The sequence below is a fragment of the Streptomyces asoensis genome (assembly GCF_013085465.1).
GTDB lineage: Bacteria > Actinomycetota > Actinomycetes > Streptomycetales > Streptomycetaceae > Streptomyces > Streptomyces cacaoi_A.
The window spans coordinates 9,332,140-9,356,009 of record NZ_CP049838.1 but is presented as its reverse complement, the minus strand read 5'-3'; the positions used below and the strand labels follow the sequence as shown (position 1 = coordinate 9,356,009).

The following is a 23,870-nucleotide window of genomic DNA, read 5'->3' as shown; positions in this document are numbered from 1 at the left end:
TTCCGGCGGCCGGTGAGAACCCGCGCCTGCGCGGCCGCCCGTGGGCAGGCAGGGCGGACACGCGCAGGCCCGCCAGGAGAAAGCCGGAAGGTCCGGTCAGCGGCAGAGCGCGGTGTGGGTCCGGCACAGATCGACGTGCCGACGCTTCGTCCGGGCGGGAGACAAGGTCGCGGTGCGGACCGGCCGGACGGGCGCTGTCCCCACCGTGGCTCCCCTCGGTCCTGATCTCCGCACCGGACGGTGCCCCGATACGCGGTGCGTGCGCGGATCCCTCGGGGCGCGCCCATGATCTCCCGTAGTCGCACGCCGCTGCGAGGCCACCTGCCGCCGGCCTTCATCGGCCCGGCATCCGGAACTACGCCCCGGCGCGGCCGCGTTCGCGTCCGGCGGTCGAGACAGACAGCCACGGCACCGGATCGACGCCGGCTTCCGGGCGGCGCGCCCGCTAGTTTATTACCCGTCGGTGTGCAAATATTGAGGGCCCTCCCCCGTCGACCGGAGGTCCGACATGACCGACCCAGACGTCGCAGGCGGTGGACGCCGCCGGACACGGCTCACCCGGGCGCGCATCCTCGAAGCGGCGAGGCGGGAACTCGGCCGCGACCCCGACAGCAGCCTCGGTGACATCGCCGAGGCCGCCGGTGTGGTGCGCCGCACCGTCTACGACCACTTCCGCGGCCGGTCGGCCCTGGTCGAGGGGCTCGCCTCGGACGCGACGGAGGCCCTCGGTCGCGCGCTGACGACCGTGCCGGTCCCCGGCCCCGACGCCGTCACCGCGATGGCACGCTTCGTCCTGGCCCTGTGGCCCGTCGGCGACCGCTATCGCACGCTGCTGCGACTGGCCCCCCAGGACCTGGAGGAGGAGCGCGTGAACGAGATCCTCGGCCCGGCCCGCGAGACGGCGACGGCGATCATCGAGCGCGGGCAGCGGCAGGGCGTCTTCCACACCAGCGTCCCGCCCGACCCGCTCGGCCGAGCCCTCGAAGGGCTGCTGCTGGCGCTCCTGGAATGCGTGAACGCCGGGACCTGGAGCGACGACGGCACACGCGCCGCCACGGCCGCCCTGATCGCGGTGGGGGCGGACGGCGACCTCGCCGCCGCACAGGTCCGCCGCCTCGCCCGCCCCGAGCGTCTCAGCGCCTAACTCACCCGCCGGCCGCGCACCAGCAGATACAGGAAGTACGGCGTGCCGATCACCGCCGTCATCAGGCCGGCGCCCAGCTGGGCGGGGGCGATGACCGTACGGCCCAGCAGGTCGGCCGTGCAGACGAGCGCGGCGCCGAGGAGGACGGCGACCGGCACCACCCGGACGTGCCGTCGGCCCACGAGAGCACGCGCCGCGTGCGGCGCCACCAGGCCCACGAAACCGATGGTGCCTGCCGAGGCGACGGCCGTCGCGCTGAGCAGGACGCTCACCACCAGGAACCCGAGCCTGGCCCGGGACAGTCGCAGGCCGAGCAGCCGGGGCGTGTCCGCATCCAGCGAGACGAGGTCCAGCTCGGTGCGCCGGGCGACCGCGACGACCACGCTGACCGTCAGCACGAGCGCGACGGGCAGGACGTCCGCCATGGTCCGACCGTACGTCGAACCGGACAGCCAGGTCAGCGCCTTCGTCGCGTTGAACGGGTCGGTGAGCACGATGAGCAGGCTGATCAGTGCCGTGGTACCGGCGGCGGTGCCGATGCCGACGAGTACCAGCCGGTTCTGCTGGTAGCCGCCCCGGGCGGCGAGCCCGAAGACGACGACGGAGGTCACCGCGGCGCCCGCGAACGCGGCACCCGCGACGCCCCAGGTCCCGGCGACGGGCACGGTGGTGACCAGGAGCACGGCACCCAGCGCGGCTCCGCCGGACACACCCAGGACGCCCGGCTCCGCGAGCGGGTTGCGGGTCACGGCCTGCACCAGCGTGCCGGCCAGGGCGAGCGCCGCGCCCGCGCACAGCGCCGCGAGGACGCGTGGCGTCCGGGTGTCGAGGACGAAGGACACCGCCCGGCCGGCCCGCCCCTGGGCCCAGTTCGCGACATCGCCGAGCAGCAGCTTGCTGTCGCCGAGCAGGACTCCGGCGATCGTCACGCCGACGACCACGACGACGAGTACGGCCACCGTGGTCAGGAACGCCGCCCGGCTGGGGATGCGCAACCGGTCCGGCGCGTCCGCCCCGGCCGTGTCCCGCAGCCGCAGGGCCATCACCACCAGGAACACGGCACCGACCAGGCTGGTGACGACGCCGGTGGGCACGGCGACCGCCGTGTCCGGGGGCACGAGGGCCCGCAGCAGCACGTCCGCCCCGAGGACCAGGCCCGCGCCGACGAGGCCGGCCACGGGCAGGGTCGTCCGGGCCCGGACGAAGCCCCGGTACCGGCGGGCGAGCGGTCGCACCAGGGCCGGGGCGCACAGACCGACGAAGCCGATGGGCCCGGAGAGGGTGACGGCCGCCGCGGACAGCAGTGTCGCCAGGACGACCACCGTCAGGCGGGTGGCGCGGACCGGGACACCCAGCCCGCGCGCCGCGTCGTCACCCAGGGCCAGCGCGTCGACCCGACGGGCGGTCAGCAGCAGGCCGACGAGCCCGACCAGGACGACGGGCAGCATCTGGAGGACGCCGTCGAAGCCGTTCTGGCTGATGCTGCCCTGGTTCCACTGGTAGAGGCCCTCGGTCTCCTGGGGGAACAGCAGGAGCAGGCCTTCCGTCACGGAGGTCAGCCCCAGCGCCAGCGCGGTGCCGGCGAGGACCAGTCGTACGGTGCCCGTGCCGAGGCCGGACAGGGCGAGCACGACGGTCGCGGCGAGCAGTCCGCCGACGAAGGCGACCCCGGAGGAGGCGATCATCGGCAGCGAGACGCCGGTGACGCCGACCAGCCCGAGCCCCAGGTACGAACCGGCGTTCACCGCGAGGGTGTCGGGAGAGGCGAGCACATTGCGGCTGACCGCCTGGAGCACGGCGCCGGCCACGCCGAGGATGACGCCGACCATGATGCCGGCGGTCATCCGCGGCAGCCGGGAGGCGATCACGACGGAGGCGTCGGCCGGATCGGCCTGCCCGGTCAGGGCCTTGAACACCTCGGCCGGTCCGACGGCGGCGGTGCCCTGAGTGATGTCGATGACGGCGAGGGCCGTGACCAGGAGGACGAGCGCGGCCGTCACCGCGGCCGCGCCCGTCCGGGACGCGGCCGCCGGCGGACGGAGCGCGGGGGGCGTTGCGGTGACGGCCATGGCCGGCGCTACTTCGTCAGCGCGTCGACGACGGCGTCGATGTACGCCTCCATCGACTCGGGACCGCCGAACATCCAGATGCCGTCGGGCAGTCGGTGCACCTCGCCGGCCTTCACGAACGGAAGGGACGTCCACACGGCGTTCTTCGCCAGCGCACCGGTGAAGGGCGTGCTGCTCGCGTCGTCGTCGTTGGCTATGTAGGCGAACCGGGTGTCCTTCGGCAGGGCGGTGAGGCCCTCGACGTCGGTGGTCCCGAGGCCGTAGGCCGCGTCGCCCTTGACCGTCCAGGCGTTCTTCAGGCCGACCGCCTCGTTGACGGCCCCGATGAGCGAACCGCTGGTGTACGGGCGCAGGGAGACCTGGTTGGAGGTGACGTAGCCGTCGGCGAAGGCGTACTGCGCACCGGCGAGACCGGCGGCGGCGAGGGCCTTCTTGCCCTCGGCGACCTTGGCCTCGAAGGCCGTTCGGGCCGTCTCCGCCTTGGCGGTGGTGCCGGTGGCCTTGGCGATGAGGTCGAGGTTCTCCAGCATCTGCCCGATCTGGTCGGCGGAGTCGGCGGACGTCACCTCCAGCACCGGGGCGACCTTGCGCAGTTGCTTCACCGCGGCGGGGGTCAGATCGGTGGTGGCCACGATGAGGTCGGGCGAGAGCGAGGCGATGGTGTCCATGCTCGGCTCGCCGCGCGTGCCGATGTCCTTCGGCTCGTTCTTCAGCGGGACGGCGGTGTCCCAGGTCTTGTAGCCCTTGACGTCGGCGACGCCGACGGGGTCCACGCCGAGCGTGACGAGGCTCTCGACGACGTTCCACTCGGTGGCGACGACCTTGGTGGCCGGGCCGTCGAGCTTGATCTTCGTGCCGGTGGCGTCGGTGAGGCTGATGGCCTGGGAGGGCTTCTCGGAGCTGTCGGCGGCAGGCTCGGTGGTGCCGCACGCGGCGAGGGTGAGCGCCGCGGCGGTGGTGGTGGCCGCGGTGAGCAGGAGGCGTCTCATGAGGTGGTGCCGAGCCTTTCGGTTCGAGAGTGTCGAGTGTGGTGGCGGCCGATCGGGCGGGTGCGCAGTCGGCCGGTCAGGGGGTCGGTCTCGACGTCGATCCGGATGCCGTAGACAGCCGTCAGGCGTTCCGGTGTGAGGACGTCCTCGGGCAGGCCGTCGGCGACGATCCGGCCCGCTTCGAGCAGCGTGATCCGGTCCGCGACGGCCGCCGCCTGGTCGAGGTCGTGCAGGACGACGCCGACGGCGATCCCGTGGTCGTCCGCCAGGTCGCGGATGAGGTCGAGGAGTTCGATCTGGTAGCGCAGGTCGAGATAGGTCGTCGGCTCGTCCAGCAGCAGCACGCCGGTCTCCTGGGCGAGGCAGCCGGCCAGCCACACCCGCTGGAGCTGCCCGCCGGACAGGTGGTCGGCGCCCCGCTCGGCGAGGTCCGTGACACCGGTCAGCGCGAGTGCCCGGTCGACCGCGGCCGACGCGTCCGGATCGGGCCGGCCGAAGCGGCCCCGGTACGGGTAGCGGCCGAACTCGACGACGTCCCGCACGGTCAGTCCGCTGGGCGTGGGGCGACCTTGGGTCAGCAGGGCGACGTGCCGCGCGAACTCACGGGTGGTCAGGGTGAGGCCGTCGGTGTCGGCATCGATCCTGAGCGTGGCGTGGCGGGCCGACTGCAAACGGGCGATGGTCCGCAGGAGCGTCGACTTGCCGCTGCCGTTGGGGCCGACCAGCACGGTCACCTCACCGGGCCGGAGCGCGACCGAGGCGTCGTGCACGACATCGACGCCGTCGTACGACACGGTCACACCCGTGGCCGACAGTTCATGACCGCGTAGACGCGGGGTGCCGGCTGCTTCTTCACCAGATCTCACACGACAAAGGTTAGCCTAACCTAAGTTCAAGTCGATCAGAGGTGCCCGACTCCCGGCTCAGCCGGTCTGCCACGACGCCGGATTCCACACACCCGAGCGGCGCAGCGACTGCGGGCAGTGCAGATAGACCTCGTCGATCTCCAGGACCAGGGCGAGCGTGGGCCGTCGGTCGTCGAGCGTCATGGCATCGAAGAACGGGGCGTCGGTGAGGATGCGGGCCCGGCCGTTGACGCGCAGGACCTCCTTGCCGCCGGGGATCAGGTACAGCAGCCCGGCGTGCGGGTTGTCGAGGATGTTGTGGAGGCTGTCCCCCCGCCGGTTCCCCGGCCGGTCGGGCAGGGCGATCGTGCCGGAGTCGACGACATGGGTGAAACCCGGACCGTCACCGCGCGGGGAGACGTCACAGTTGCCGCGCGCGTCGGAGGTGGCCAGCAGGCAGAACGGCGAGCGGGCGACGATGTCCAGGTCCTGGTCGGTGAGCCGGTCATGGACCTTGTCGATCACCACGGGCCAGGGCTCGCCCAGCAGTACGCGCAGTTCTGCCCGTGACTCCAGCCCCACCCAGCCCCTCTGGGTCACGGCGTCCGGTCCGGCCCCGGCGGTATCGATCGTGTGCGGCAAGGCCGACTCCCCATGTGCATGCGTCCGGCAGATAACTGCACAGGGAACATTATCTAACTTAGGCTTGCCTTGCCTTACTCGCGGCAGTTGACCGTGACTTCCGGCGCCAGGACGATGTCGAAACCGGCGTGGGTGAAGGGCGCTGTCACTCCGAAGCGCTCGGCCGCGCGCTCGTCGCGCGACTCCGCGAAGTCGGTGATCAGACCTTGCTTGACGGCGAAGACGGCGTCGGAGTCGAGGTAGGGCCCGTCGGCGACGAAGGTGTGGGTGGTGACCGGCCGATGGCCCTCGGCTCTCGCGATGAAGTGGACGTGGGCGGGCCGGAAGGGGTGCCTGCCGGTGACTCGCAGCAAGGTGCCCACCGGCCCGTCCGTGGGAATCGGATAGGGGGACGGGACGACGGTGCGGAACCAGAAGCGGCCCTCGTCGTCGGTGCGGAACAGCCCGCGTCCGTTGCCCGGCGGCTGGACGTCGGGCTGCTGCACGTCGTAGAGACCCTCCTCGTCGCACTGCCACACGTCGAGCTCGGCGCCCGGCAGCGGGGTGCCGTCGGTGGCGAGCACCCGGCCGGAGACCACACAGGGGCGGCCGGTGCCGAGGAGGTCGATGCTGTCGCCGAGGTCCCTGCGGGGGGACTCGGTCATATGGAAGGGGCCGAGGACGGTGCTCTCTGTTCCCTCCTCCACTCCGTTCAGCGTCTCGACGAGCATGGAGACGCCCAGGACGTCGGAGAGCAGGACGAACTCCTGCCGGGTGTCGTCGCACTTCTGCCCGACGGCGGTGAGGAAGTCGATCGCCGCCTCCCACTCCCCCGGAGTGGGCCCGACGTCGCGCACGAAGGCGTGCAGGTGGCGGGTCAGGCTCATCAGCACCTCCCGCAGCCGGGGGTCCTCGGTGCTGCGGAAGCTGTCCACGACCGCTTCGGTGGCGGTCTCGACGGTGAAGTCCATGGTCGTTCCTAGCGGTTCGGGGCTTCCTGGCCGACGGTCTGGTCCTCGGACCAGTCTCCACCGGCGCGGGAAGCCCCGACGCCGGAACACCGGCGCCCCTTTCGGGACGCCGGCCCCGCGGCTAGGCGGCCCCCTCCCGCTCGGTCAGCCAGGTCCGGGTCGGGCGGCACACCAGCCTGCCGTCCACGACCCTGCACCAGGTCTGGTAGCCATGGGAGTACAGGCGCTTGCCGAGCCAGTCGTAGGCGTCGCCGGCCGGGTGGGCCGACGGGGTGCGGGCCACGAAGTTCGCGGCGTCGTCGACGCTGCCCGTGCCGTCGTAGCGGGCGACCTCGGGGTACGGGTACACGGGACGGGTGCGCGTCACGGTGCCGTTCGTGCTGTTGGACGCGACGATCCGCCCGGGCGTGGTGGCGCTCTCCGCCCACGCCATCACCGGGGTGAGGACGTCGAAGGTGTTCGGCCCCTCACCGCCCCCGCAGTGCGCCACCCCCGGGAACATGTACAGCTTGGCGAACCGGTCGGCCGTCCTCGCTCCCATCGTCTCGCGCAGGGCGTCGTAATAGGCCAGCGTCCCCTGCGGTGAGATGTGCTGGTCGTTCCAGCCGTGCCAGAGGAGCAGCTTGCCGCCGCTTTTCTCGAAGGCGCCGAGGTCGGGGTCCATGGCCGCCAGATAGCTGGAGGACTGGACCGTCTTCCAGAACGACTCGACGGTGAAGTCGAGGTCCGAGAGCCGGAAGTCCGGGTCGGGGGCGTTCGGGTACGCCAGATAGCGGGCGAAGGACGTCACGAAGTTCTCGCTCGCCACCGTCTCGCCCTGCGTCTTCGGCACGAACAGGGTCCACTCCAGTTCGGAGCCCCACTCGTGGGAGATGGCGAGCTCCAGCCTGCGGCCCTGGGCGTCGGTGGCGCCGTCGTGCAGTCGCTGGACCACGGCGGCCTGCGCTGCGGTGAGGCACGTCGACGGGTCCTGACCGGATACGCACACCAGCGTCCTCGGGTCGAAGCCGCAGCGCCGCGGGTCGTCGAGCAGCCCGTCGGTCAGGCCGTCCAGCGCGTCGCAGGCCGCCAGCACGGCCCGGTGGATCAGGGGCAGCTTGTCGGCGAGGAGGATGTAGTCGCCGTTGCCGTCCTTGTTCGTCAGCACGTTCCAGGCGTGGTGGAAGGTGTTCTGGACGACCATGTTGTTCGCGGGCGCGCCGGCGGCGATGCCGTCGAAGTCGTCCGGGTAGCGCTGCGCCTCCATGAGCGCCTCACGGCCGCCGTCGGAGCAGCCGGTGAAGTAGGAGTAGGCGGGGCGCTTGCCGTAGAACCTCGCGATGACCGCCTTGGCCACCTGGGACGTGACGTGCACACCCCGGTAGGCGAAGTCGATCTGCGCCTGCGGGTTGTCCAGCGCCCATGAGCCGTCGTTCTGGCCCTGGTGGCCCATGTCGGTCGTGGCACTCGCGACCGTGCCGTCCTCGACGACCGGACAGGTCGACGCCTGGCCGTAGTTGATGGCCGCGCTTCCGCACAGACCACCGCAGCCGGTCTGGACGTAGCGCTGCGTCCAGCCGTTGACCGGCAGGCGCATGACAATGGTGTTCGCGGGGGCGATGGTCCCCCGTACCTCGCAGTAGGGGGCCGCTCCGGTCGTCACGACGGTCGCCGAGGAGATCGTGACCGGCGCGTCGGTGACCCCGTCCAGGTCGAGGCCGGTCACGCGGGCGCAGTCCACCACGGGCCGTACCGCGGGCAGATCCGCCAGACCGTCAGCCGTGACCGCGCGGTGCGGTGCCTGCGCGCCGCTCGCGCTCGTGACCGGTACCAGGACAGCGGCGAGCATCGCCACCACCGCCACCCGGGCGGCGACAGCGGCCGGTCTCCTTCGACCGCGGACGAAGGACCAACGCATGGGTTCCCCTCTCGGTACGGGCGGCGCGCCATGGGCGACGGCGCCACCGAGCGGCCAGCGTGGCCCACACCGGAGAGATCGTCAACAATTTCGACAACAATTATTCGGACACCTGACGGCCCGCGGGCGGGTCGGTGTACCGACCCGCCCGCTGCGCAGAAACCTTCCTGCGGTGCTGTCGGTCGCGGTCAGGACAGCTTGATCAGGGTGTAGTCGTCGCAGTAACCGGCCGAGGAGCCGGCGTTCTTGTAGCAGTACACGGCGGCCGACGTGGTGGAACCGCCCGTCGTGAAGAAGATCGGCTGCTGAACGTAGGACGTGGTCGAGGCCCGCAGATAGCTCTCGGTGCCGCCGAAGCTCTTCACGCCGACCGCGACCTCCTCGCCCGCGGTGCCCACCTTGGCCCAGGCGGCCAGCAGATAACTGCTGCCGGAGGCGAGACCGCTGACGGTCTGGATGCCCCCGCTGGCGCTGACTCCCGTGCGCAGGGAGTACGTGCCGGTGCGGGCGTTCGACGCGACCACACCGGACGCCGTCCCGGTGCTCTGGCTCCACGGGGCCGGCACTCCGGTCTCGAAGCCCGGGTTGGTGACCGCGTTGGCGGCCGAGGTCAGGGGCTCGACCGCGAGGTCGTCGCAGTAGCCCGCGCCGCTGCCGCCGGCGTTCTTCCAGCAGTAGACGGTGGCCGTGGTGGCGGCGGAGCCGGTGGTGAACAGGACGGCGGCCTGGGAGTACGAAGTGGTGGCGATGTTGGTGAAGGTCTCCGTGCCGCCGTAGTTCTTGACGCCTACGGCGAGGGTCTCGCCGGCGTTGGCGACCTTGGCCCAGCCGGTCAGCAGGTAGGTGGTGGAGGGGGTCAGACCGGTCAGCGTCTGGTTGGCGCCGCTGCCTGCGGCCGCGGTGGTCAGGGCGTAGTTGCCGGTGCGGGCGTTGGAGGCGGGCACGGAGGACGCGCTGCCACTGGCCTGGGTCCAGGGGGAGAGCGCGCCGGTCTCGAAACCGGCGTTGGAGACCAGGTTGCCGCCGGTGCCGTTGTAGGCGCCGATGTTGGGCGCCGCCGTCGCGGAGACGGTGTTGCCGAAGGCGTCCTTGCCGCCGTTGCCGCTGATGACCGCACCGGCTCTGATCACCGGCGAGGACGGGTGGACCTGGTAGGCGTCGACGCCGGTGAAGGTCGAGGAGGTGTTCGTGTTGCCGGGGTTGCGGAACTCGGGGTCGGTGACGACCTTCGCCGCGTCGGCGGGCTCGGAGGACGGGTGGGTGCCGTAGAAGAGGTTGTTGGCGTAGACGGAACCGGAGCTGGTGGTGAAGTAGCCGCCGGTGCCGTAGTCGAACACCGCGTTGTTGCGGAAGGAGAGGGTGCCGGTGACGCTGCCGCCCCGCCGCGAGTACAGGATCGGGGTGTTCAGGCCGCTCTTGTCGAGGTAGACGCTGTTGTTGTAGATGAGCGGGACGGCGACCGAACTGCCGCTCCGGTTGGGGATGTTGCCGACGAAGTGGAAGACGCCGGTGCCGTGGGTCGGGGTGCCGGCGGCGGGGCAGCCGGCGTTGGTGCCGTCGTTCTCGCTGATGTTGTAGCGGATCACCGTGCCGTCGCTGGGGACGGTCGAGGTGGGCTCGTTGGCGATGGTGAACGGCGGCATCACCAGCATGAAGCCGCCGAGGTTCTGGTGGCTCCAGTTGTACTGGAAGGTGGTGTTGTGGTTGCCCCAGTCCACGTCGTAGCCGGTGCCGTCGGCGCCGTTGACGTGGCAGTAGACCTCGTTGTTCTGGACGACCGTGTTGGAGCTGCCGGACATCCAGATGCCGGCGGAAGCCCCGTTGCAGTACTGGCCGGAGGGCGGGCAGGTGTTCTTCGCTCCGCCGTACCCGGCCTTGTTGCCGTCGATGAGGGCGCCGTCGTTCTTGACGACGAGGATGTCGTCGGCACCGTCGTAGGTCATGGTGTTGCCGCGGATGACCGTGCTCGTGGTCAGGCCGGTGCCCTGGCCGTCCCCGTCCGGGGTGACGGCGACGGCTATGCGGTCGACATGGTCGAAGGTGTTGTTCTCGACCACCACGTCGTCCCAGGTGGAGACCGGGGTGGTGTGGTCGGTCTGGACGCCGACGCCCGCGTTGGTGGCATACCAGCCGCCGGACCAGCCGCTGATGTGGTGGATGTTCATGTCGTGCACCCGGATGTGGTGCAGGACTCCGCCCGAGCTGTTCTCGGCCAGGACGCCGGAGCGGTACGCGGGCGAAGTGGCCGCGTTGGTCAGCGCCAGGCCGCCGATCTCCCAGTACTGCTGGTTGAGCAGGTGGATGACCGGACCCGTGGCGCCGTTCGCGTCGATGACCGGCTTGGCGCCGCTGCCGTACGCGCCCATGGTGATGGGACTGCCCGACGCGCCCGAGCCGCCGGGGGTGAGCTGCCCGGTGCAGGTGGTGCCCGCCGCGAAGAGGATGCTGTCACCGGCGGCGAAGGTGGTGCCGTTGACGCTGCCGACCGCGTTCCAGGGACTGGCCTGGGTGCCGCTGCCGTTGGCGGCGGCCGAGCAGTCGACGTAGTGGGTGGTGCCCGCGGCCAGGGCGGTGTGGGCCGGGAGCAGGAGGGCGCCCGCCAGAGTGGCGAGCAGGGCGAGGACGCGGGATGCCCGGACTCCCGGGCGATCCGATCTGCGACGCTTCATCGCGACGCTCCTTGGTGGGTGAAGTGTCCTCCGCACCGCGGGATGCGGCACGGATGTCCTGCACCGGGCCGGCCGAAGCGGATACGCCCGAAGCCCGGAGTCTGTGGCGGGAGCGTCACGCCGCCCGGCCCCTCACCGCAGTGGGAGTGCTGCCGGGAGCGGCGTCTCGAGGACGGAGGCGTGGCGCATCCCCGGCGGCAGGGCCAGGGAGACGGGCTTCCACTCCACGCCGTCCTTGCTGCGGGCCGCTCCGTACCGTCCCTCGAGGTAGTGGTCGAAGATCATGACCGTCTCGCCGCCGCGGTGGAACATCGACGGCCCTTCCACCACTGAGGGGGTGACCGGCCCGGTGGAGGCGCTGTACGGGCCGCCGGGGGTCTCGAAGGTGGTCAGGTGGATGTCCTTGTGGGCGGTGGCGAGGTCGTTGGTGCCGCGTTCGTCCTTGTAGGCCATGAGGAACCCGCCGCCGTCCGACTCCCGCACGGTGGCGTCGATGACCGAGTGCCCGGGGTCGAAGAAGAGCCCGGGGGCCGAGAACGTCTCGAAGTCCTCGGTGGTGCAGTGCCAGATGCGGTGGTTCTGGCCGACATGCTCGAAGTCACGGCCCTCGGCGGTGCCTCCCGCCTCGACGACCGACGACCAGATGAGGTGGTACAGCCCGGTCCCGCGGTCCAGGAAGAACTCCGGCGCCCAGGCGTTGAGGGCTCCCGCCACGTCGGCCATCGCCGGAAGGAGTCGCTGAGGCGACCAGGTGAGAAGGTCGGCCGAGGTGGCGTGGACGATGCGGGGGCTCGTCCAGCCGTCGGTGGCCAGCAGGTGGAACAGGCCGTCGGGCCCCACCCCGATGAACGGATCCCGGAGTCTGCCGGTGCCGACCGTGCCGCGCAGCACGGGCCGACCGGCGTTCACCGTCGCGAATTCCTCGCCGTCGTGGCTCCAGGCCAGGTGGAGCGCCTCGTCGGCGTCGGTGAAGTATGAGACCACGTACATCGGTGGATGGTCCTTCCGGGACATCGGGGCAGGGGTGCCCCAGGGACGGTGAGGTCGTCGTGTGCGGGAGGCCGCGATCAGCCGGCGGGGTTCATGACTTGACCGCCCCGGCGGACATGCCGGCGACCACCTGGCGCTGGAAGAAGACGAAGATGACCAGCAGCGGCAGAACACCGAGCAGGGCGGCAGGGAACAGGGTGGTCGGCTGCACGGTGTGCGGGTCGATGAAGGAGTACGCGTTCACCATGACGGTCCGTTTGTCGGGGTCCTGGAGGAACACCAGCGGGACCAGCAGGTCGTTCCAGATCTGGAGGGAGACGAACGTCAGCAGTGTGCTGGTGACCGGGCGCAGCAGCGGCAGGATGATCGTGAAGAAGGTACGGAAGGCACCGCAGCCGTCGAGGGCGGCCGCCTCCTCCAGATCGGCCGGGATCCCGCGGATGAAGCTGGTGTAGAAGAACACGGCGACCGGGAGGTTGAGGGCCGTGTAGATGAGGACGACACCCGCGTAGTTGTCGAGCAGGTTCAGGTCGCGCATCAGCAGGTACAGCGGCGCCACCACGACGAACACGGGGACGGACGTGCCCAGGATGAACAGCCGGTACACCGCGGTGGACCAGTGCTGGGTGATCCGGGCGAGCGGATAGGCGGCGAGCGAGCCGATCACGGTGATGACCACGCACGAAAGGCTCGTGATGAGAAGGGTGTTGAGGGTGCTTCGCCCGTAGTGGATCTGGCTGAAGGCGTCGGAGAAGTTCTTCAGGGTCAGGGAGTGCGGGATGCCCAGCGGGGAGCGGGCCACGTCGGCGGCGGTGCGCAGCGAGGTGACGACGGTGAAGAGGAACGGCAGGACGAACAGCAGCGTGCCCAGGCAGAGCAGGGCGGTGCCGAGGCCGCCGGCCAGCCGCCGCAGCGGGTTGCGGGACGTCCCGGACGTCGTACGGGGGCGGGTGGGGACACGGCGCTTGCCGAGGTGGGCGGGCCGGGTCTCGATGGGCGGCGAAGTGATGTCTGAAGTCATGGTGGCGATCCGTCGGCTTCCGTCGGGTTCCATCAGATGCGGCGCTCGCGGAGCCGGAGCAGGGACGAGGTGGCGCTGGACAGGACGACCACGGTCACCAGGAGGACGACCGACAGCGCGACGCCGTAGGCGAACTTCCCGCCGCCGAAGACGTTGCGGTACACCAGCAGCGTCAGCGTGTCCGTGGCTCCGGCGGGGCCGCCGTTGGTCAGCACGAGGGGGAACTCGAAGACCTTGAGCGAGCCGATCAGGCTGAGCGTCACGTTGACGGTGAGCGCGGGGGCGAGCAGCGGCCATTCGATGCTGCGGAAGCGCCGCCAGCCGCTCGCGCCGTCCAGCGCGGCCGCTTCCAGCAGTTCGGTGGGCATGTTCATATAGCCGGCGAGGAAGATCGCGCAGGAGTAGCCGGTGAACATCCAGATGTTGACGGCGGCCACCGAGTACAGCGCGGTGGACGTGTCGCCGAGCCAGACGTGGTTCAGGCCGTGCAGACCGACCAGGTCCAGGAGCGCGTTGATACCGCCGGTCGGGGCGAACAGGTAGGACCAGATGAAGGCGGCCATCACCGGTGAGATCAGCGTCGGCGTGAGCAGCACGACGTTGAGCACCTTGCGGACCCTCGGACGGCGGAACAGCATGCTCGCGAAGAGCAGCCCGAGGCCGTTCTGCACGACCACGACGACCGCCGCGTACAGCACGGTGTGCCACAGGGCGTCGGTGACGGCCGGGTCGTCGGCCATGGCACGGTACTGCCGGGTGCCGACGAAGTCGGCGATCGGGCCTCCGAGGCTGTCGGTCATGCTCAGATAGACGCCACGGGCCAGCGGATACAGCATGAACACGCCGTACACGACGATGGCCGGCAGCAGGAAGGCGGCCATGGTGGCGCGCCGTCGGTGGAACACGAGGGATCCTCCTCTTGCCCGGAAGGGCCGTGGCGGGGGCGGTCGGTGAGCCGCGACGACGCCCCCACCACGGCTGATCGAGGGGTGGCCGGGCTACTTGGCGGACGCCGCGGTCCGGATGTCCTTCAGGGTCTGCGCGGCGGAGGCCTTGCCCAGCAGATAGGCCTGGATCTTGGAGCCGGTCGTGGTCTCGGCGGCCGAGCCGTACCAGGAGTCGGACGGAAGGATCCGGTAACGGCCGTCCTTGAAGGCGGCGGTGAAGGCCGTCGTCTCGGTGCTCTCCGGCGTCAGGCCGCTGATGAAGGGCGACTCCGCGTGCTCGGCCTCGAGGTACTTGGAGAGGTTCTGGTTCTGCGACCAGAACTTGACGTACTCGCGCGCCGCGTCACCCTGCTGGGACTGGGAGTTGACGGCCCACATGGTGCCGGAGAAGAGCATCCCGTTGGGCTTGGTGCCCGCGGCACCGCCCGGCCAGGGGGCGAAGGAGACCGGGAAGCCCGCCTTCTTGACGTTGGAGACCTGCCAGGCGCCCTGGTACCAGAAGGCGCTCTTGCCGGCGCTGAAGTCCTGCGGGCCCTGCGACCACTCGTCGACTCCGAGCTGGTTCTTCCAGTTGACGTAGCCCTCGTCCTCGAGGGTCTTCAACTGCTCCAGCGACGCCTTCCAGTCGGGGTCGAAGGAGGCCTTGCCGTCCAGGAAATCGGCGTCCCACTTCCTGTTCTGCTGGTAGACCAGGGACGATCCGGCGGCCTGGAAGACCGAGCTGCCGGTCCAGCCCGACTTGTCGGGCAGCGCGATGGGGTCGATGCCGGCCTTCTTGACCTTGCCCAGGTCGGCGAGGAACGTCGGCCAGTCGGTGGGGACTTCGGTGATCCCGGCCTTCCTCAGCAGGTCCATGTTGGCGTACAGACCGATGCCGATCAGCTCCATCGGCATGGCGAGGGTCTTGCCGTCGGCCTGCGCGAACTGCTTGGCGTCCGGGGTTATCCGGCTCGCCCACGACTCGCCGGACAGGTCGGCGAGGTAGCCGGAGGCACCCCACTTCTTCATCTTGTCCGCGTCGACCATGATCACGTCGCCGGCCTTGCCGCCCAGCAGCTCGGGCTGGAGCTTCTGGGTGTAGGTCGGGTCCGCGGTGGTGTACTGGAAGTCGATCTTGATCTTCGGATGCGCCTTCTCGAACGCCTTGTTGATCTCCGCGACGTTCGCCGGCTCCGCGCCGCCGCCCTTCCATGCCTCCACATGGAGGGTCACGGTGCCGTCGGCGGAGGCACCGGACGACCCACCTCCGCACGCGGCCAGCGACATCGCCATGGCGGCGACCGTGGCGGCGACCGCGAGACGTCTCCCAGAACGCTTCATTGCACACCTCACCCGTCGGTACGGACCGACTCGTCATTTCTCAAGGGGTTGTGGACCGATCAGCCCGCGCCTGTGGGTGCAGCGCTGATACGTGTGGAAAAGGGGCCTGTCGACCCGAGTTGCGGCGAACGTTACGTGCCGATGGCCGGGACTGTAACGCAAAACTTAGCTGACATCTATACGTAACTTTCCGTGGCCGACCGACCGGGCCGAGGCCTCCACGGCCCCCGCCCACCACCGGCAGGACCCTCACCCAAGCCCTGTTCGCAGGGTCGACCACCGCCCCCATAGCGGGGTTCATTGACGCCTATCGCAACTTATCGTTAAAGTTTTCTTGACTATGTGGCATGAGTGAGGAACGGCAGGCTCTAATGTCGTCGCGTGCCGGGCGCCGAGCAGAGGGAGTTTGGGTGGCAGGGCGGGTGACCATCGCGCAGGTGGCCGAAGAGGCCGGCGTCTCCGCGATGACCGTGTCCAATGTGGTGAACGGCAAGCCGGGGGCTTCCGAGGAGACCCGGCGCCGCGTCATGGAGGTGGCCGGACGGCTCGGATACCGGCCGAACGTGTCGGCCCGCAACCTCAAGGCCGGCCGCAGCGGGCTCATCGGCCTCATCGCACTGGACCTGACGAGCCAGTACGGACTGGAGATCCTCCGCGGCGTCGCCGACGAACTGGCCGGCGCCGAGCAGGAACTGCTCGTCAACGCCTCGTACCACGACGCGGTACGGGAGAAGGACCGGATCGAGTTCCTGGGACGCGGCCTCGTCGACGGCGTCCTCATGATCGCGCCCGTCCTCGAGGACGAGACGGTCGAACTGCTGCGCCGCCAGAAGCTGCCCTGCGTCATCATCGATCCCCGGCGGCTGGACGTCCCCCTGCCCCGGCTGAGCGTCGACAACTACCACGGGATGCGCCAGGGCACACAGCACCTGATCGACCTGGGGCACACCCGGATCGCCTACCTGCGCGGCGAGGAGGACCTGCAAAGCACGTCCATCCGCTACCAGGGCTTCGAGGACGCGATGCGGCTCGCCGGGCTGGAGGTCGACAAGCGACTGGTCGCCTCGTGCGACTTCTCCTACGCCAGCGGATTCCGCGCCGCCTCCCGGCTGATCGACGATCACCGTCCGACGGCGATCGTCGCCGGTGCCGATCTGATGGCGCTCGGCGCCGTCGACGCCGCACGGGCGTGCGGTCTCACGGTGCCCGCCGACTTCTCGGTGGTCGGCTTCGACGACCTCCCGCAGGCGGCCCAGAGCTTCCCGGGCCTCACCACCGTGCGTCAGCCGCTGCACGACATGGGCCAGAAGGCGGCCCGCGCGCTGCTCTCCGTCATCGAAGGCCAGCGGCTGCTGATGGAACACATGGAGGTGGGCACCCAGCTCGTGGTACGCAACTCGACCGCCCCACCGCCCGACGGCGGTCCGGCCTGAACCGACGGACCCTCCCGCACGGCCACGATGTGCTCGAAATATCACAAGAGGGGATAATTCATTGAGCACGGTGGCGCTCGACCGGCGTCCTCCACTGACCAGGAACAGGCAGGTCGGATCATGACGAAGAAACCACGTTCGTCCGAGCCACCGCACGGGAAGGGTCCGAGCCGGCACGAGGGCGCCGGGCAGCACGGCTGGTCGCCCGATGTGGACGAGACACGTCAGGAGGACAACCCGAGTGCCCACCGCTCCTTCCACGCCGCTGAGCACGGCGGCGCAAAGGGCCGGGGCCGGACCAGGTCCGCGGAGGAGACGAAGTCCGTTCCGGGTGACAAGGTCAAGAGTCACGGTGGACGCGGTGAGGAGTACGCCGACACGGACGAGAAAGGCCGGCAGGACACCGGCCGCAAGGGTCGCTCCCAGCGCCCCAGCGGCAGCCGGGACGCGTCCGCCACGACCGGCGTGGACCCGCAGGACCCGCCGTCCGGACGCCGATCGGGCCACTGACGGCCCGCTCGGCGCGCGGACGGCCGGCTCCTCCACGCCCCCCGCGGCCGCGTCGTAGACCCCTACGACGCGCGGGTACGACGCGCGGGATCCGTGTCAGCAGATCCGCGGCAGCTGCTCCCCGATCGGCAGATCGACCACCCGTGTTCCGCCCAGGCCGGTCCTGGCCACGACCATCCCGGGATGCGCCTCGACGGCCTCGCCGATGACCACGGAGTTCGCGCCCAGCGGATGGGCTCGCATCGCCTCGAGGACTGCGTCGGCGTGCTCGCGCGGGACGAAGGCCACCAGTTTGCCCTCGTTGGCGATGTACATGGGGTCCAGGCCCAGGATGGCGCAGGCGTTGGCAACCGCCGACGGGACCGGAACGTCGCGTTCCCGGATGACCACCCCCGCGCCGGAGGCCGCCGCGATCTCGTTGAGCGCGGCCGCCAGGCCGCCTCGGGTGGGATCGCGCAGCACGTGCAGATCCGGGGTGACGGCGAGCATGGCGTCGACCAGGCCGCCGAGCGCCGCACAGTCGCTCTTGATCTCGACCCCGAACTCCAGGCCCTCGCGCACGCTCATGACCGCCACCCCGTGGACACCGATGGCACCACTGACGATCACCACGTCACCGGGGACGACCCGCTGCGGCCGCAGATCCACGCCCGCGGGGACGAGACCGATGCCCGCGGTATTGAGGTAGATCCCGTCGCCGTGACCGGCCTCCACCACCTTGGTGTCCCCGGTGGCCACCTCCACACCGGCGGTGCGCGCGGCCGCGCCCAGCGCCTCGGACACCCGCCGGACCACGTCCAGCTCGACGCCCTCCTCCAGGATGAATCCGCAGGAGAGGTAGGCGGCGCGGGCGCCGCTCATGGCGAGGTCGTTGACGGTGCCGTTGACCGCCAGGTCGCCGATGCTGCCGCCGGGGAAGAACAGCGGCCGCACCACGTAGGAGTCGGTGGAGAACGCCAGCCGGGCCCCGCCGAGGGTCAGGACGGCGGAGTCGCCCAGCTGAGCGAGCACCTCGCCCCCGAAGGCGGGCGCGAAGATCTGCTGGACCAGTTCGGCGGAGAGCACTCCCCCGCCACCGTGACCCATGACGACCCGGGGCCGGTCACGCAGCGGCGCCGGACAGGTCCAGCCCTCGACGTCGAGCGCGCGGGCGGGGGCATGCAGATCGGTGGTGTCAGACAACGGGGGTCGCCTCCCGGGTCTTGGTGGCCGGCATGTCCAGCCGCCGGTAGAGGTAGTACGCGGCGCAGGCGCCCTCGCTGGAGACCATGGTGGCTCCCAGGGGGGTGCGGGGGGTGCACAGGGTGCCGAAGGCCTCGCACTCGTGCGGCTTGAGCAGCCCCTGGAGGACCTCGCCGCTGCGGCACTCGGCCGGCTCCTCCGTCCGGATCCCGTCGACCGGGAAGCGGTGCTCGGCATCGTGGTCGCGGTACTTCGACGACAGCCGCCAGCCGCTGCCGGGGATCACGCCGATGCCGCGCCAGGCCCGGTCGGTGACCTCGAAGACGTCCTCCAGCATGGCCCGGGCGGCCGGGTTGCCCTCCGGGCGTACGGCACGGGCGTAGGCGTTGTCGACGGTGTGCTCGCCGCGTTCCAGCTGACGGACGGCCCGGCGCACGCCTTCGAGGATGTCCAGCGGCTCGAAACCCGTCACGACGATCGGGACGCGGAAGCGCTCCGCCAGTTCCGGGTACTCCTCCACGCCCATCACGCTGCACACGTGCCCGGCCGCGAGGAAGCCCTGCACCCGGCAGCTCGGCGACGACATGATCGCCTCGATGGCCGGGGGTACCCGGACATGGGACACCAGCATGCTGAAGTTCCGAACGCCCAGCTTCCGGGCCTGGTGGACCGTCATGGCGTTGGGGGGCGCCGTCGTCTCGAAGCCGATGCCGAAGAACACCACCTCGCGGTCGGGGTTCTGCTGGGCGATCCGCAGCGCGTCGAGCGGCGAGTAGACGACACGCACATCGCCGCCCTCCCCACGGACCTGGAACAGGTCCCGTCCGGTGCCCGGCACCCGCAGCATGTCCCCGAAGGAGCAGAAGATCACCTCCGGCCGAGAGGCGATCTCCAGAGCCTTGTCGATGACCTCCAGCGGGGTCACGCACACGGGACAGCCCGGACCGTGGATCAACTCCAGCTGCTCCGGCAGGAGTTGGTCGATGCCGTGCCGGATGATGCTGTGCGTCTGACCGCCGCAGACCTCCATCAGCGCCCACGGCCTGGTCACCGTGGCATGGATGTCGTCGAGGAGCCGCCGGGCCAGCTCCGGATCCTGGAACTCGTCGATGTACTTCACTGGTTGTGCACCTCTTCCAACGGGTCCGTGCCCGCCTCCGCCGCCGCCATCTCCCAGGCGTCGCCGAACTCCTCCTGAAGCATGCCGAGTTCGGCGAACAGCTCGAGCGTCTGTCGCGCCGACTCCTCGTCCAGCCGCTGAAGGGCGAAGCCGACGTGGACGATGGCGTACTCGCCGACCTGGAGATCGGGCAGATACTCCAGGCACACCTCCTTGACCACACCGCCGAAGTCGACGGTGGCCATCCGGGTGCCGTCCCGGTCCTCGATGTCCAGCACTCTGCCGGGTACCGCCAGGCACATGAGCCTCTCCTCGCTGTGGGTCGCGCGTTACTCAGTCGGTGGGAGTGGTCCGGGCGGCCACCATCAGCTGGCCCAGTGCCAGACCGCCGTCGCCCGGCGGCACCAGCCGGTGCCGCAGAACCGTGAAGCCGTCCTCGCGCAGGGTGGCGGCACAGGACGAGGAGAGCAGCGTGTTGGCGAACACGCCTCCCGTCAGGGCGACCGTGTCCAGGCCGTGCCGCTCCCGGGCCCGCACGCAGATCCGGTGCACCAGGCCGGTCACCGCCCGGTGGAAGCGGGCCGCGACCAGCGCGGATTCGACGCCGGCCCGCAGGTCGGCGACGATCGCGGCGAGGACGGGCGCGGGGTCGGCGCGTACCGCATCGCCCTCTTCGCACGCAGACCCGGGCGCGTGGAGGTCGAAGGCGTACGCGCAGTGGTCGCCGCTCGGCGCGCCGAGCGCCGCTCCCTCCAGCTCGACGGCGGCCTGTGCCTCGTATCCGGCGCGATGGCACACCCCGGCCAGCGAGGACACCGCGTCGAAGAGCCGCCCCATGCTGGACGTGGGGACACAGTGCAGGCCGCGCTCCAACTGCCGTTCCAGCAGGCGCAGTTCGTCGGGTGGGCAGGCAACCGTGCAGGCGAGGTCGTCCGACCGGTCGATCCCGGCCGCCCTCAGATGGGCCAGCGCCATGCGGTACGGCCTGCGCACCGCGGCGTCGCCACCGGGCAGCGGGACGTACGCGAGGTGCCCGAACCGGCTGAAGCCGTCGTAGTCCGCGAGCAGGAACTCGCCGCCCCACACGGCTCCGTCGTCGCCGTGGCCCGTGCCATCGAAGGCGACGCCGATGACCGGCCGGGTGCCGTCCAGCCCGTGCTCGGCCATCGCGGCGGCGACATGCGCGTGATGGTGCTGGACGCGTACGACGGGCCGCGTCGCCGCATGGCGCTCGGCCCACCGGGCGGAGCGGTAGCCGGGATGCCGGTCGGCCACCAGGATGCCGGGCCGTACGCCGGTGATGGACTCCAGTTGCGCCACCGCGCCCTCGAAGGCCCGCTGGGTACCGAGGTCGTCCATGTCGCCGATGTGCGCGGACAGCCAGGCTCGCCGGCCCGCCCCGAGGCAGAAGGCGTTCTTCAGGTCGCCGCCGACGGCGAGGGCGGGACGGACGGGCAGCGGGAGGGCGACCGGCAGCGGGGCGTAGCCGCGGGAGCGGCGGATCACCAGCGGCTCCCCGTCGCAGACGCGGACCACGGAGTCGTCGCAGGGAACGTGGATCGGCCGGTCGTGCGTGAGCCAGGCGTCGGCCAGCGGCGCGAGCCGCTCCAGCGCCTCGGCGTCGTCGGTGACGATCGGCTCACCGGACATGTTGCCGCTGGTCATGACGAGCAGCCGGGGGCCGTCCGGGTCGCCGGGCAGGCCGAGCAGCAGCTGGTGCAGGGGCGTGTACGGCAGCATCACGCCGAGGTCGGGGCTGCCGGGCGCGACGGCCTCGGCGGGCTGCGGGGCCCCCGCCCCGTACACCGGGTCCGGGCGTCGGCGCAGCAGTACGACGGGCCGGACACCGTCCTCGATCAGGTCCCGCTCCTCGGGGCCCAGCCGGACGAGGTGCTCGACGTCGGCCGTGCTCCGGGCCATGACGGCGAACGGCTTGTCCCCCCGTGCCTTGCGCCGGCGCAGACGGCCGACCGCCTCCTCGTTCGTGGCGTCACAGGCCAGGTGGTAGCCGCCCAGTCCCTTCACGGCGACGATCGCGCCACCCGACAGCAGTGCGCGCGCCTCGGTGACCGGGTCCGTCCCCGTGAGGTCGTCGGACGGCGGGACCAGCAGCCGCAGCCGCGGCCCGCAGGCCGGGCAGGCGACCGGCTGCGCGTGGAAGCGGCGGTCGGCCGGATCCGCGTACTCCCGGGCGCAGTCGGGGCACATGGCGAAGCCGGCCATGGTGGTGTGGGCCCGGTCGTACGGCACTCCGGTGACGATCGTGAAACGCGGGCCGCAGTGCGTGCAGTTGACGAACGGATGGCGGTACCGCCGGTCCGCCGGGTCGGCCAACTCGGCGAGGCAGTCGGCGCAGGTGGCGCAGTCCGGGGAGACCAGGGTGCGGGCCGGTCCGCCGGTCCGGGAGGTGAGGATGGTGAACGCGGTGCCGCCGAGGGGTGGCATCTCGCGGTGGTGGACGGACTCGACGCGGGCCAGCGGGGGCGCCTGGGCGGCGATCCGGTCGCAGAACCGGGCGACGGCCGAGGCGGTGCCCTCGACCTCCGCGACGACGCCCTCCGGGGTGTTGGTCACGTGTCCGGCCAGGGCGAGTTCGGTGGCGAGGCCGTACAGGTAGGGCCGGAATCCCACGCCCTGCACCACTCCCCGGACGGTGACCCGGCGGCGCAGCGGCGGTTCGCCGGCGACGGCGGCCGACGGCGGCGGAGCGCTCACGAGGGGGTGGGTGCCAGGTCGCCGGCGTCGGTCTCGTCGGCATGGGTGTGCGGGTGGGGGTGCGAGTGGCCGTGATGGAGGTCCGGCCGGCCGGCCATCACCGGCGTGTGCAGGGGCGCGCCCTCCGCGGCGGCGAGCGCCCGGTCGAGCAGCGCGCCCACGCCCTTCCCTCGGCGTGCCGAGGTCAGGACCACCTCGACGCCCGGGTTGACCTGCTGCACGTTCGCGCGGAAGGCGATCTCGTCGAACTCCACGGCCTCCGCGAGGTCGATCTTGGTGACGACGACCAGGTGGGCGAGGCCGAACGCGGTGGGGTACTTCAGCGGCTTGTCCTCGCCCTCCGTCACCGAGGCGAGGACGACCCTCAGGGTCTCCCCCAGGTCGTAGCCGGCGGGGCAGACCAGGTTGCCGACGTTCTCCACGAACAGCAGCCGGGTGCCGTCGGGCAGCCACCCGTCCAGATGCCCGGCGAGCATGCCCGCCTCCAGATGGCACAGTCCGTCGGTGAGCACCTGCTTGACCGGGGCGCCCGACCGTGCGAGCCGGATCGCGTCGTTCTCGGTGGCGAGATCGGCGGTCAGCGCCGCGACCGGCACGGACCGCTCCCGTGCCCGCAGCAGTTCGCTCTCCAGCAGGGCGGTCTTGCCGCTGCCCGGACTGGACAGCAGGTTGACGACCGTGGTGCCGTGGGCCGTGAGGCGGGTGCGCAGCGTGTGGGCGCTCGCGTCGTTCTTCGCAAGCACGGCCTGGCGCAGGTCGACGACACGACACATGGTTCAGCACTCCTCGGAGATCGGTTCGCGGGTGGGCATGGGGTCGCCGGTCTCCCACTGCACGGCGGCGATCCGCAGTTCCCGGCCCGCGAGCAGATCGGTGGTCGTCCCGTCGCACGTGGGGCAGGTCAGCCGGGGTGGCATGCCGACGGCCCACTCGTGGGCGCAGGGTGTGCAGCGGGCTCTGCCCGGCACTGCCTCGGTGACCAGTTCGGCGCCTTCCAGCAGGGTTCCGGCGCAGACCAGTTCGAAGCAGAAGGCGAGCGAATCGGGTACGACGCCGGCCAGTTCGCCGACCTGGAGCCGTACCGTTCGCACCGCCGTGACATCGCCGGCCCGCTCGGCGGCCTCTGCCACCTGGTCGACGACGGCCAGCGCGACGGACATCTCGTGCATGGGTCTCCGTCCTTTCGCGGCCTGCCTCCGGTCGGCCTTCATTAGAGGCGCGCGCACCGGGGCCGGACGGCCCGGCACGCCGTCACCGGCCGCCGGGTACGCCGTTCGACGCAACCGCGTGGCACACCGGTGGCGGCCGCGGTTCACATCCGGCGGATGCGCAGGTAGCGCCGCACGTCGGGAAACACTTCGGCGCCGATGGCGACCAGGGCCGCGAGGGCCGCTCCGCCGATGATCATCTTCTTCATCCCGTCTCTC

At 71.0% G+C, this 23,870-nt stretch carries 21 protein-coding genes; 3 read left to right on the top strand and 18 right to left on the bottom strand.

Annotated elements, in window-relative coordinates:
• Window positions 1–508 precede the first annotated feature (508 nt).
• On the top strand, window positions 509–1,144 hold the full coding sequence (locus tag G9272_RS41445; protein WP_171401347.1) for a TetR/AcrR family transcriptional regulator: 636 nt from the start codon (window positions 509–511) through the stop codon (window positions 1,142–1,144).
• On the opposite strand, the gene G9272_RS41440 is transcribed toward G9272_RS41445, so the two are convergent.
• The 11 genes from G9272_RS41440 to G9272_RS41390 form a co-directional block, all read right to left on the bottom strand.
• The gene (locus tag G9272_RS41440) at window positions 1,141–3,213 is read right to left on the bottom strand and encodes an iron ABC transporter permease (RefSeq protein ID WP_171401346.1); all 2,073 of its coding nucleotides are present in this window, start codon (window positions 3,211–3,213) and stop codon (window positions 1,141–1,143) included. The genes G9272_RS41445 and G9272_RS41440 overlap by 4 nt on opposite strands.
• An 8-nt stretch (window positions 3,214–3,221) precedes the next feature.
• Window positions 3,222–4,202, bottom strand: coding sequence for an iron-siderophore ABC transporter substrate-binding protein (locus tag G9272_RS41435; protein WP_171401345.1), 981 nt, complete (start codon window positions 4,200–4,202; stop codon window positions 3,222–3,224).
• The gene (locus G9272_RS41430; protein ID WP_171401344.1) at window positions 4,199–5,068 is read right to left on the bottom strand and encodes an ABC transporter ATP-binding protein; all 870 of its coding nucleotides are present in this window, start codon (window positions 5,066–5,068) and stop codon (window positions 4,199–4,201) included. The genes G9272_RS41435 and G9272_RS41430 overlap by 4 nt, the downstream gene beginning before the upstream one ends.
• A 57-nt stretch (window positions 5,069–5,125) precedes the next feature.
• On the bottom strand, window positions 5,126–5,689 hold the full coding sequence (locus G9272_RS41425; protein ID WP_171401343.1) for an MSMEG_1061 family FMN-dependent PPOX-type flavoprotein: 564 nt from the start codon (window positions 5,687–5,689) through the stop codon (window positions 5,126–5,128).
• Window positions 5,690–5,763: 74 nt separating this feature from the next.
• Window positions 5,764–6,639 carry a dioxygenase gene (locus G9272_RS41420; RefSeq protein ID WP_171401342.1) on the bottom strand — a complete coding sequence of 292 codons (876 nt, stop codon included), beginning with the start codon at window positions 6,637–6,639 and terminating at the stop codon, window positions 5,764–5,766.
• A gap of 121 nt (window positions 6,640–6,760) precedes the next feature.
• Window positions 6,761–8,536: a tannase/feruloyl esterase family alpha/beta hydrolase gene (locus G9272_RS41415; protein ID WP_253268097.1), complete on the bottom strand. Its 1,776-nt coding sequence runs from the start codon at window positions 8,534–8,536 to the stop codon at window positions 6,761–6,763.
• Between the two features lie 188 nt (window positions 8,537–8,724).
• Complete coding sequence (locus G9272_RS41410; RefSeq protein ID WP_171401341.1) at window positions 8,725–11,205, bottom strand: carbohydrate binding domain-containing protein; 2,481 nt, start codon at window positions 11,203–11,205, stop codon at window positions 8,725–8,727.
• A 132-nt stretch (window positions 11,206–11,337) separates the two neighbouring features.
• Window positions 11,338–12,195, bottom strand: a complete 858-nt coding sequence (locus G9272_RS41405; protein ID WP_171401340.1) for a glycoside hydrolase family 43 protein — start codon at window positions 12,193–12,195, stop codon at window positions 11,338–11,340.
• 91 nt (window positions 12,196–12,286) lie between these two features.
• The gene (locus tag G9272_RS41400; RefSeq protein ID WP_253268096.1) at window positions 12,287–13,216 is read right to left on the bottom strand and encodes a carbohydrate ABC transporter permease; all 930 of its coding nucleotides are present in this window, start codon (window positions 13,214–13,216) and stop codon (window positions 12,287–12,289) included.
• 32 nt (window positions 13,217–13,248) lie between these two features.
• Entirely contained in the window at window positions 13,249–14,121 is an 873-nt protein-coding gene (locus G9272_RS41395; RefSeq protein ID WP_171401339.1) for a carbohydrate ABC transporter permease, read from the bottom strand.
• Window positions 14,122–14,214: 93 nt separating this feature from the next.
• The gene (locus tag G9272_RS41390) at window positions 14,215–15,483 is read right to left on the bottom strand and encodes an ABC transporter substrate-binding protein (RefSeq protein ID WP_171401338.1); all 1,269 of its coding nucleotides are present in this window, start codon (window positions 15,481–15,483) and stop codon (window positions 14,215–14,217) included.
• A 410-nt stretch (window positions 15,484–15,893) separates the two neighbouring features.
• Here G9272_RS41390 and G9272_RS41385 point away from each other — a divergent pair, with 410 nt between their 5' ends.
• A complete protein-coding gene (locus tag G9272_RS41385) occupies window positions 15,894–16,916 on the top strand; it encodes a LacI family DNA-binding transcriptional regulator (protein ID WP_171401337.1) in 1,023 nt (340 codons plus the stop codon).
• A 120-nt stretch (window positions 16,917–17,036) separates the two neighbouring features.
• A complete protein-coding gene (locus tag G9272_RS41380) occupies window positions 17,037–17,426 on the top strand; it encodes a hypothetical protein (protein ID WP_171401336.1) in 390 nt (129 codons plus the stop codon).
• Between the two features lie 96 nt (window positions 17,427–17,522).
• Here the strand turns inward: G9272_RS41380 and hypE are convergent, their stop codons facing one another.
• From hypE to G9272_RS46515, 7 genes are all read right to left on the bottom strand, one after another.
• Window positions 17,523–18,608 carry a hydrogenase expression/formation protein HypE gene (gene hypE, locus G9272_RS41375; protein WP_171401335.1) on the bottom strand — a complete coding sequence of 362 codons (1,086 nt, stop codon included), beginning with the start codon at window positions 18,606–18,608 and terminating at the stop codon, window positions 17,523–17,525.
• A complete protein-coding gene (gene hypD / locus G9272_RS41370) occupies window positions 18,601–19,728 on the bottom strand; it encodes a hydrogenase formation protein HypD (protein ID WP_171401334.1) in 1,128 nt (375 codons plus the stop codon). The genes hypE and hypD overlap by 8 nt, the downstream gene beginning before the upstream one ends.
• Window positions 19,725–20,030, bottom strand: coding sequence for a HypC/HybG/HupF family hydrogenase formation chaperone (locus G9272_RS41365; protein WP_171401333.1), 306 nt, complete (start codon window positions 20,028–20,030; stop codon window positions 19,725–19,727). Before G9272_RS41365 ends, hypD begins: the two co-directional genes overlap by 4 nt.
• Window positions 20,031–20,061: 31 nt before the next feature.
• Entirely contained in the window at window positions 20,062–22,443 is a 2,382-nt protein-coding gene (gene hypF / locus G9272_RS41360; RefSeq protein ID WP_171401332.1) for a carbamoyltransferase HypF, read from the bottom strand.
• On the bottom strand, window positions 22,440–23,216 hold the full coding sequence (gene hypB, locus G9272_RS41355) for a hydrogenase nickel incorporation protein HypB (protein WP_171401331.1): 777 nt from the start codon (window positions 23,214–23,216) through the stop codon (window positions 22,440–22,442). Before hypB ends, hypF begins: the two co-directional genes overlap by 4 nt.
• A 3-nt stretch (window positions 23,217–23,219) precedes the next feature.
• Window positions 23,220–23,612, bottom strand: coding sequence for a hydrogenase maturation nickel metallochaperone HypA (gene hypA, locus G9272_RS41350; protein WP_171401330.1), 393 nt, complete (start codon window positions 23,610–23,612; stop codon window positions 23,220–23,222).
• 143 nt (window positions 23,613–23,755) lie between these two features.
• Window positions 23,756–23,860, bottom strand: a complete 105-nt coding sequence (locus tag G9272_RS46515) for a DUF6893 family small protein (RefSeq protein WP_020129546.1) — start codon at window positions 23,858–23,860, stop codon at window positions 23,756–23,758.
• Window positions 23,861–23,870: the final 10 nt, after the last annotated feature.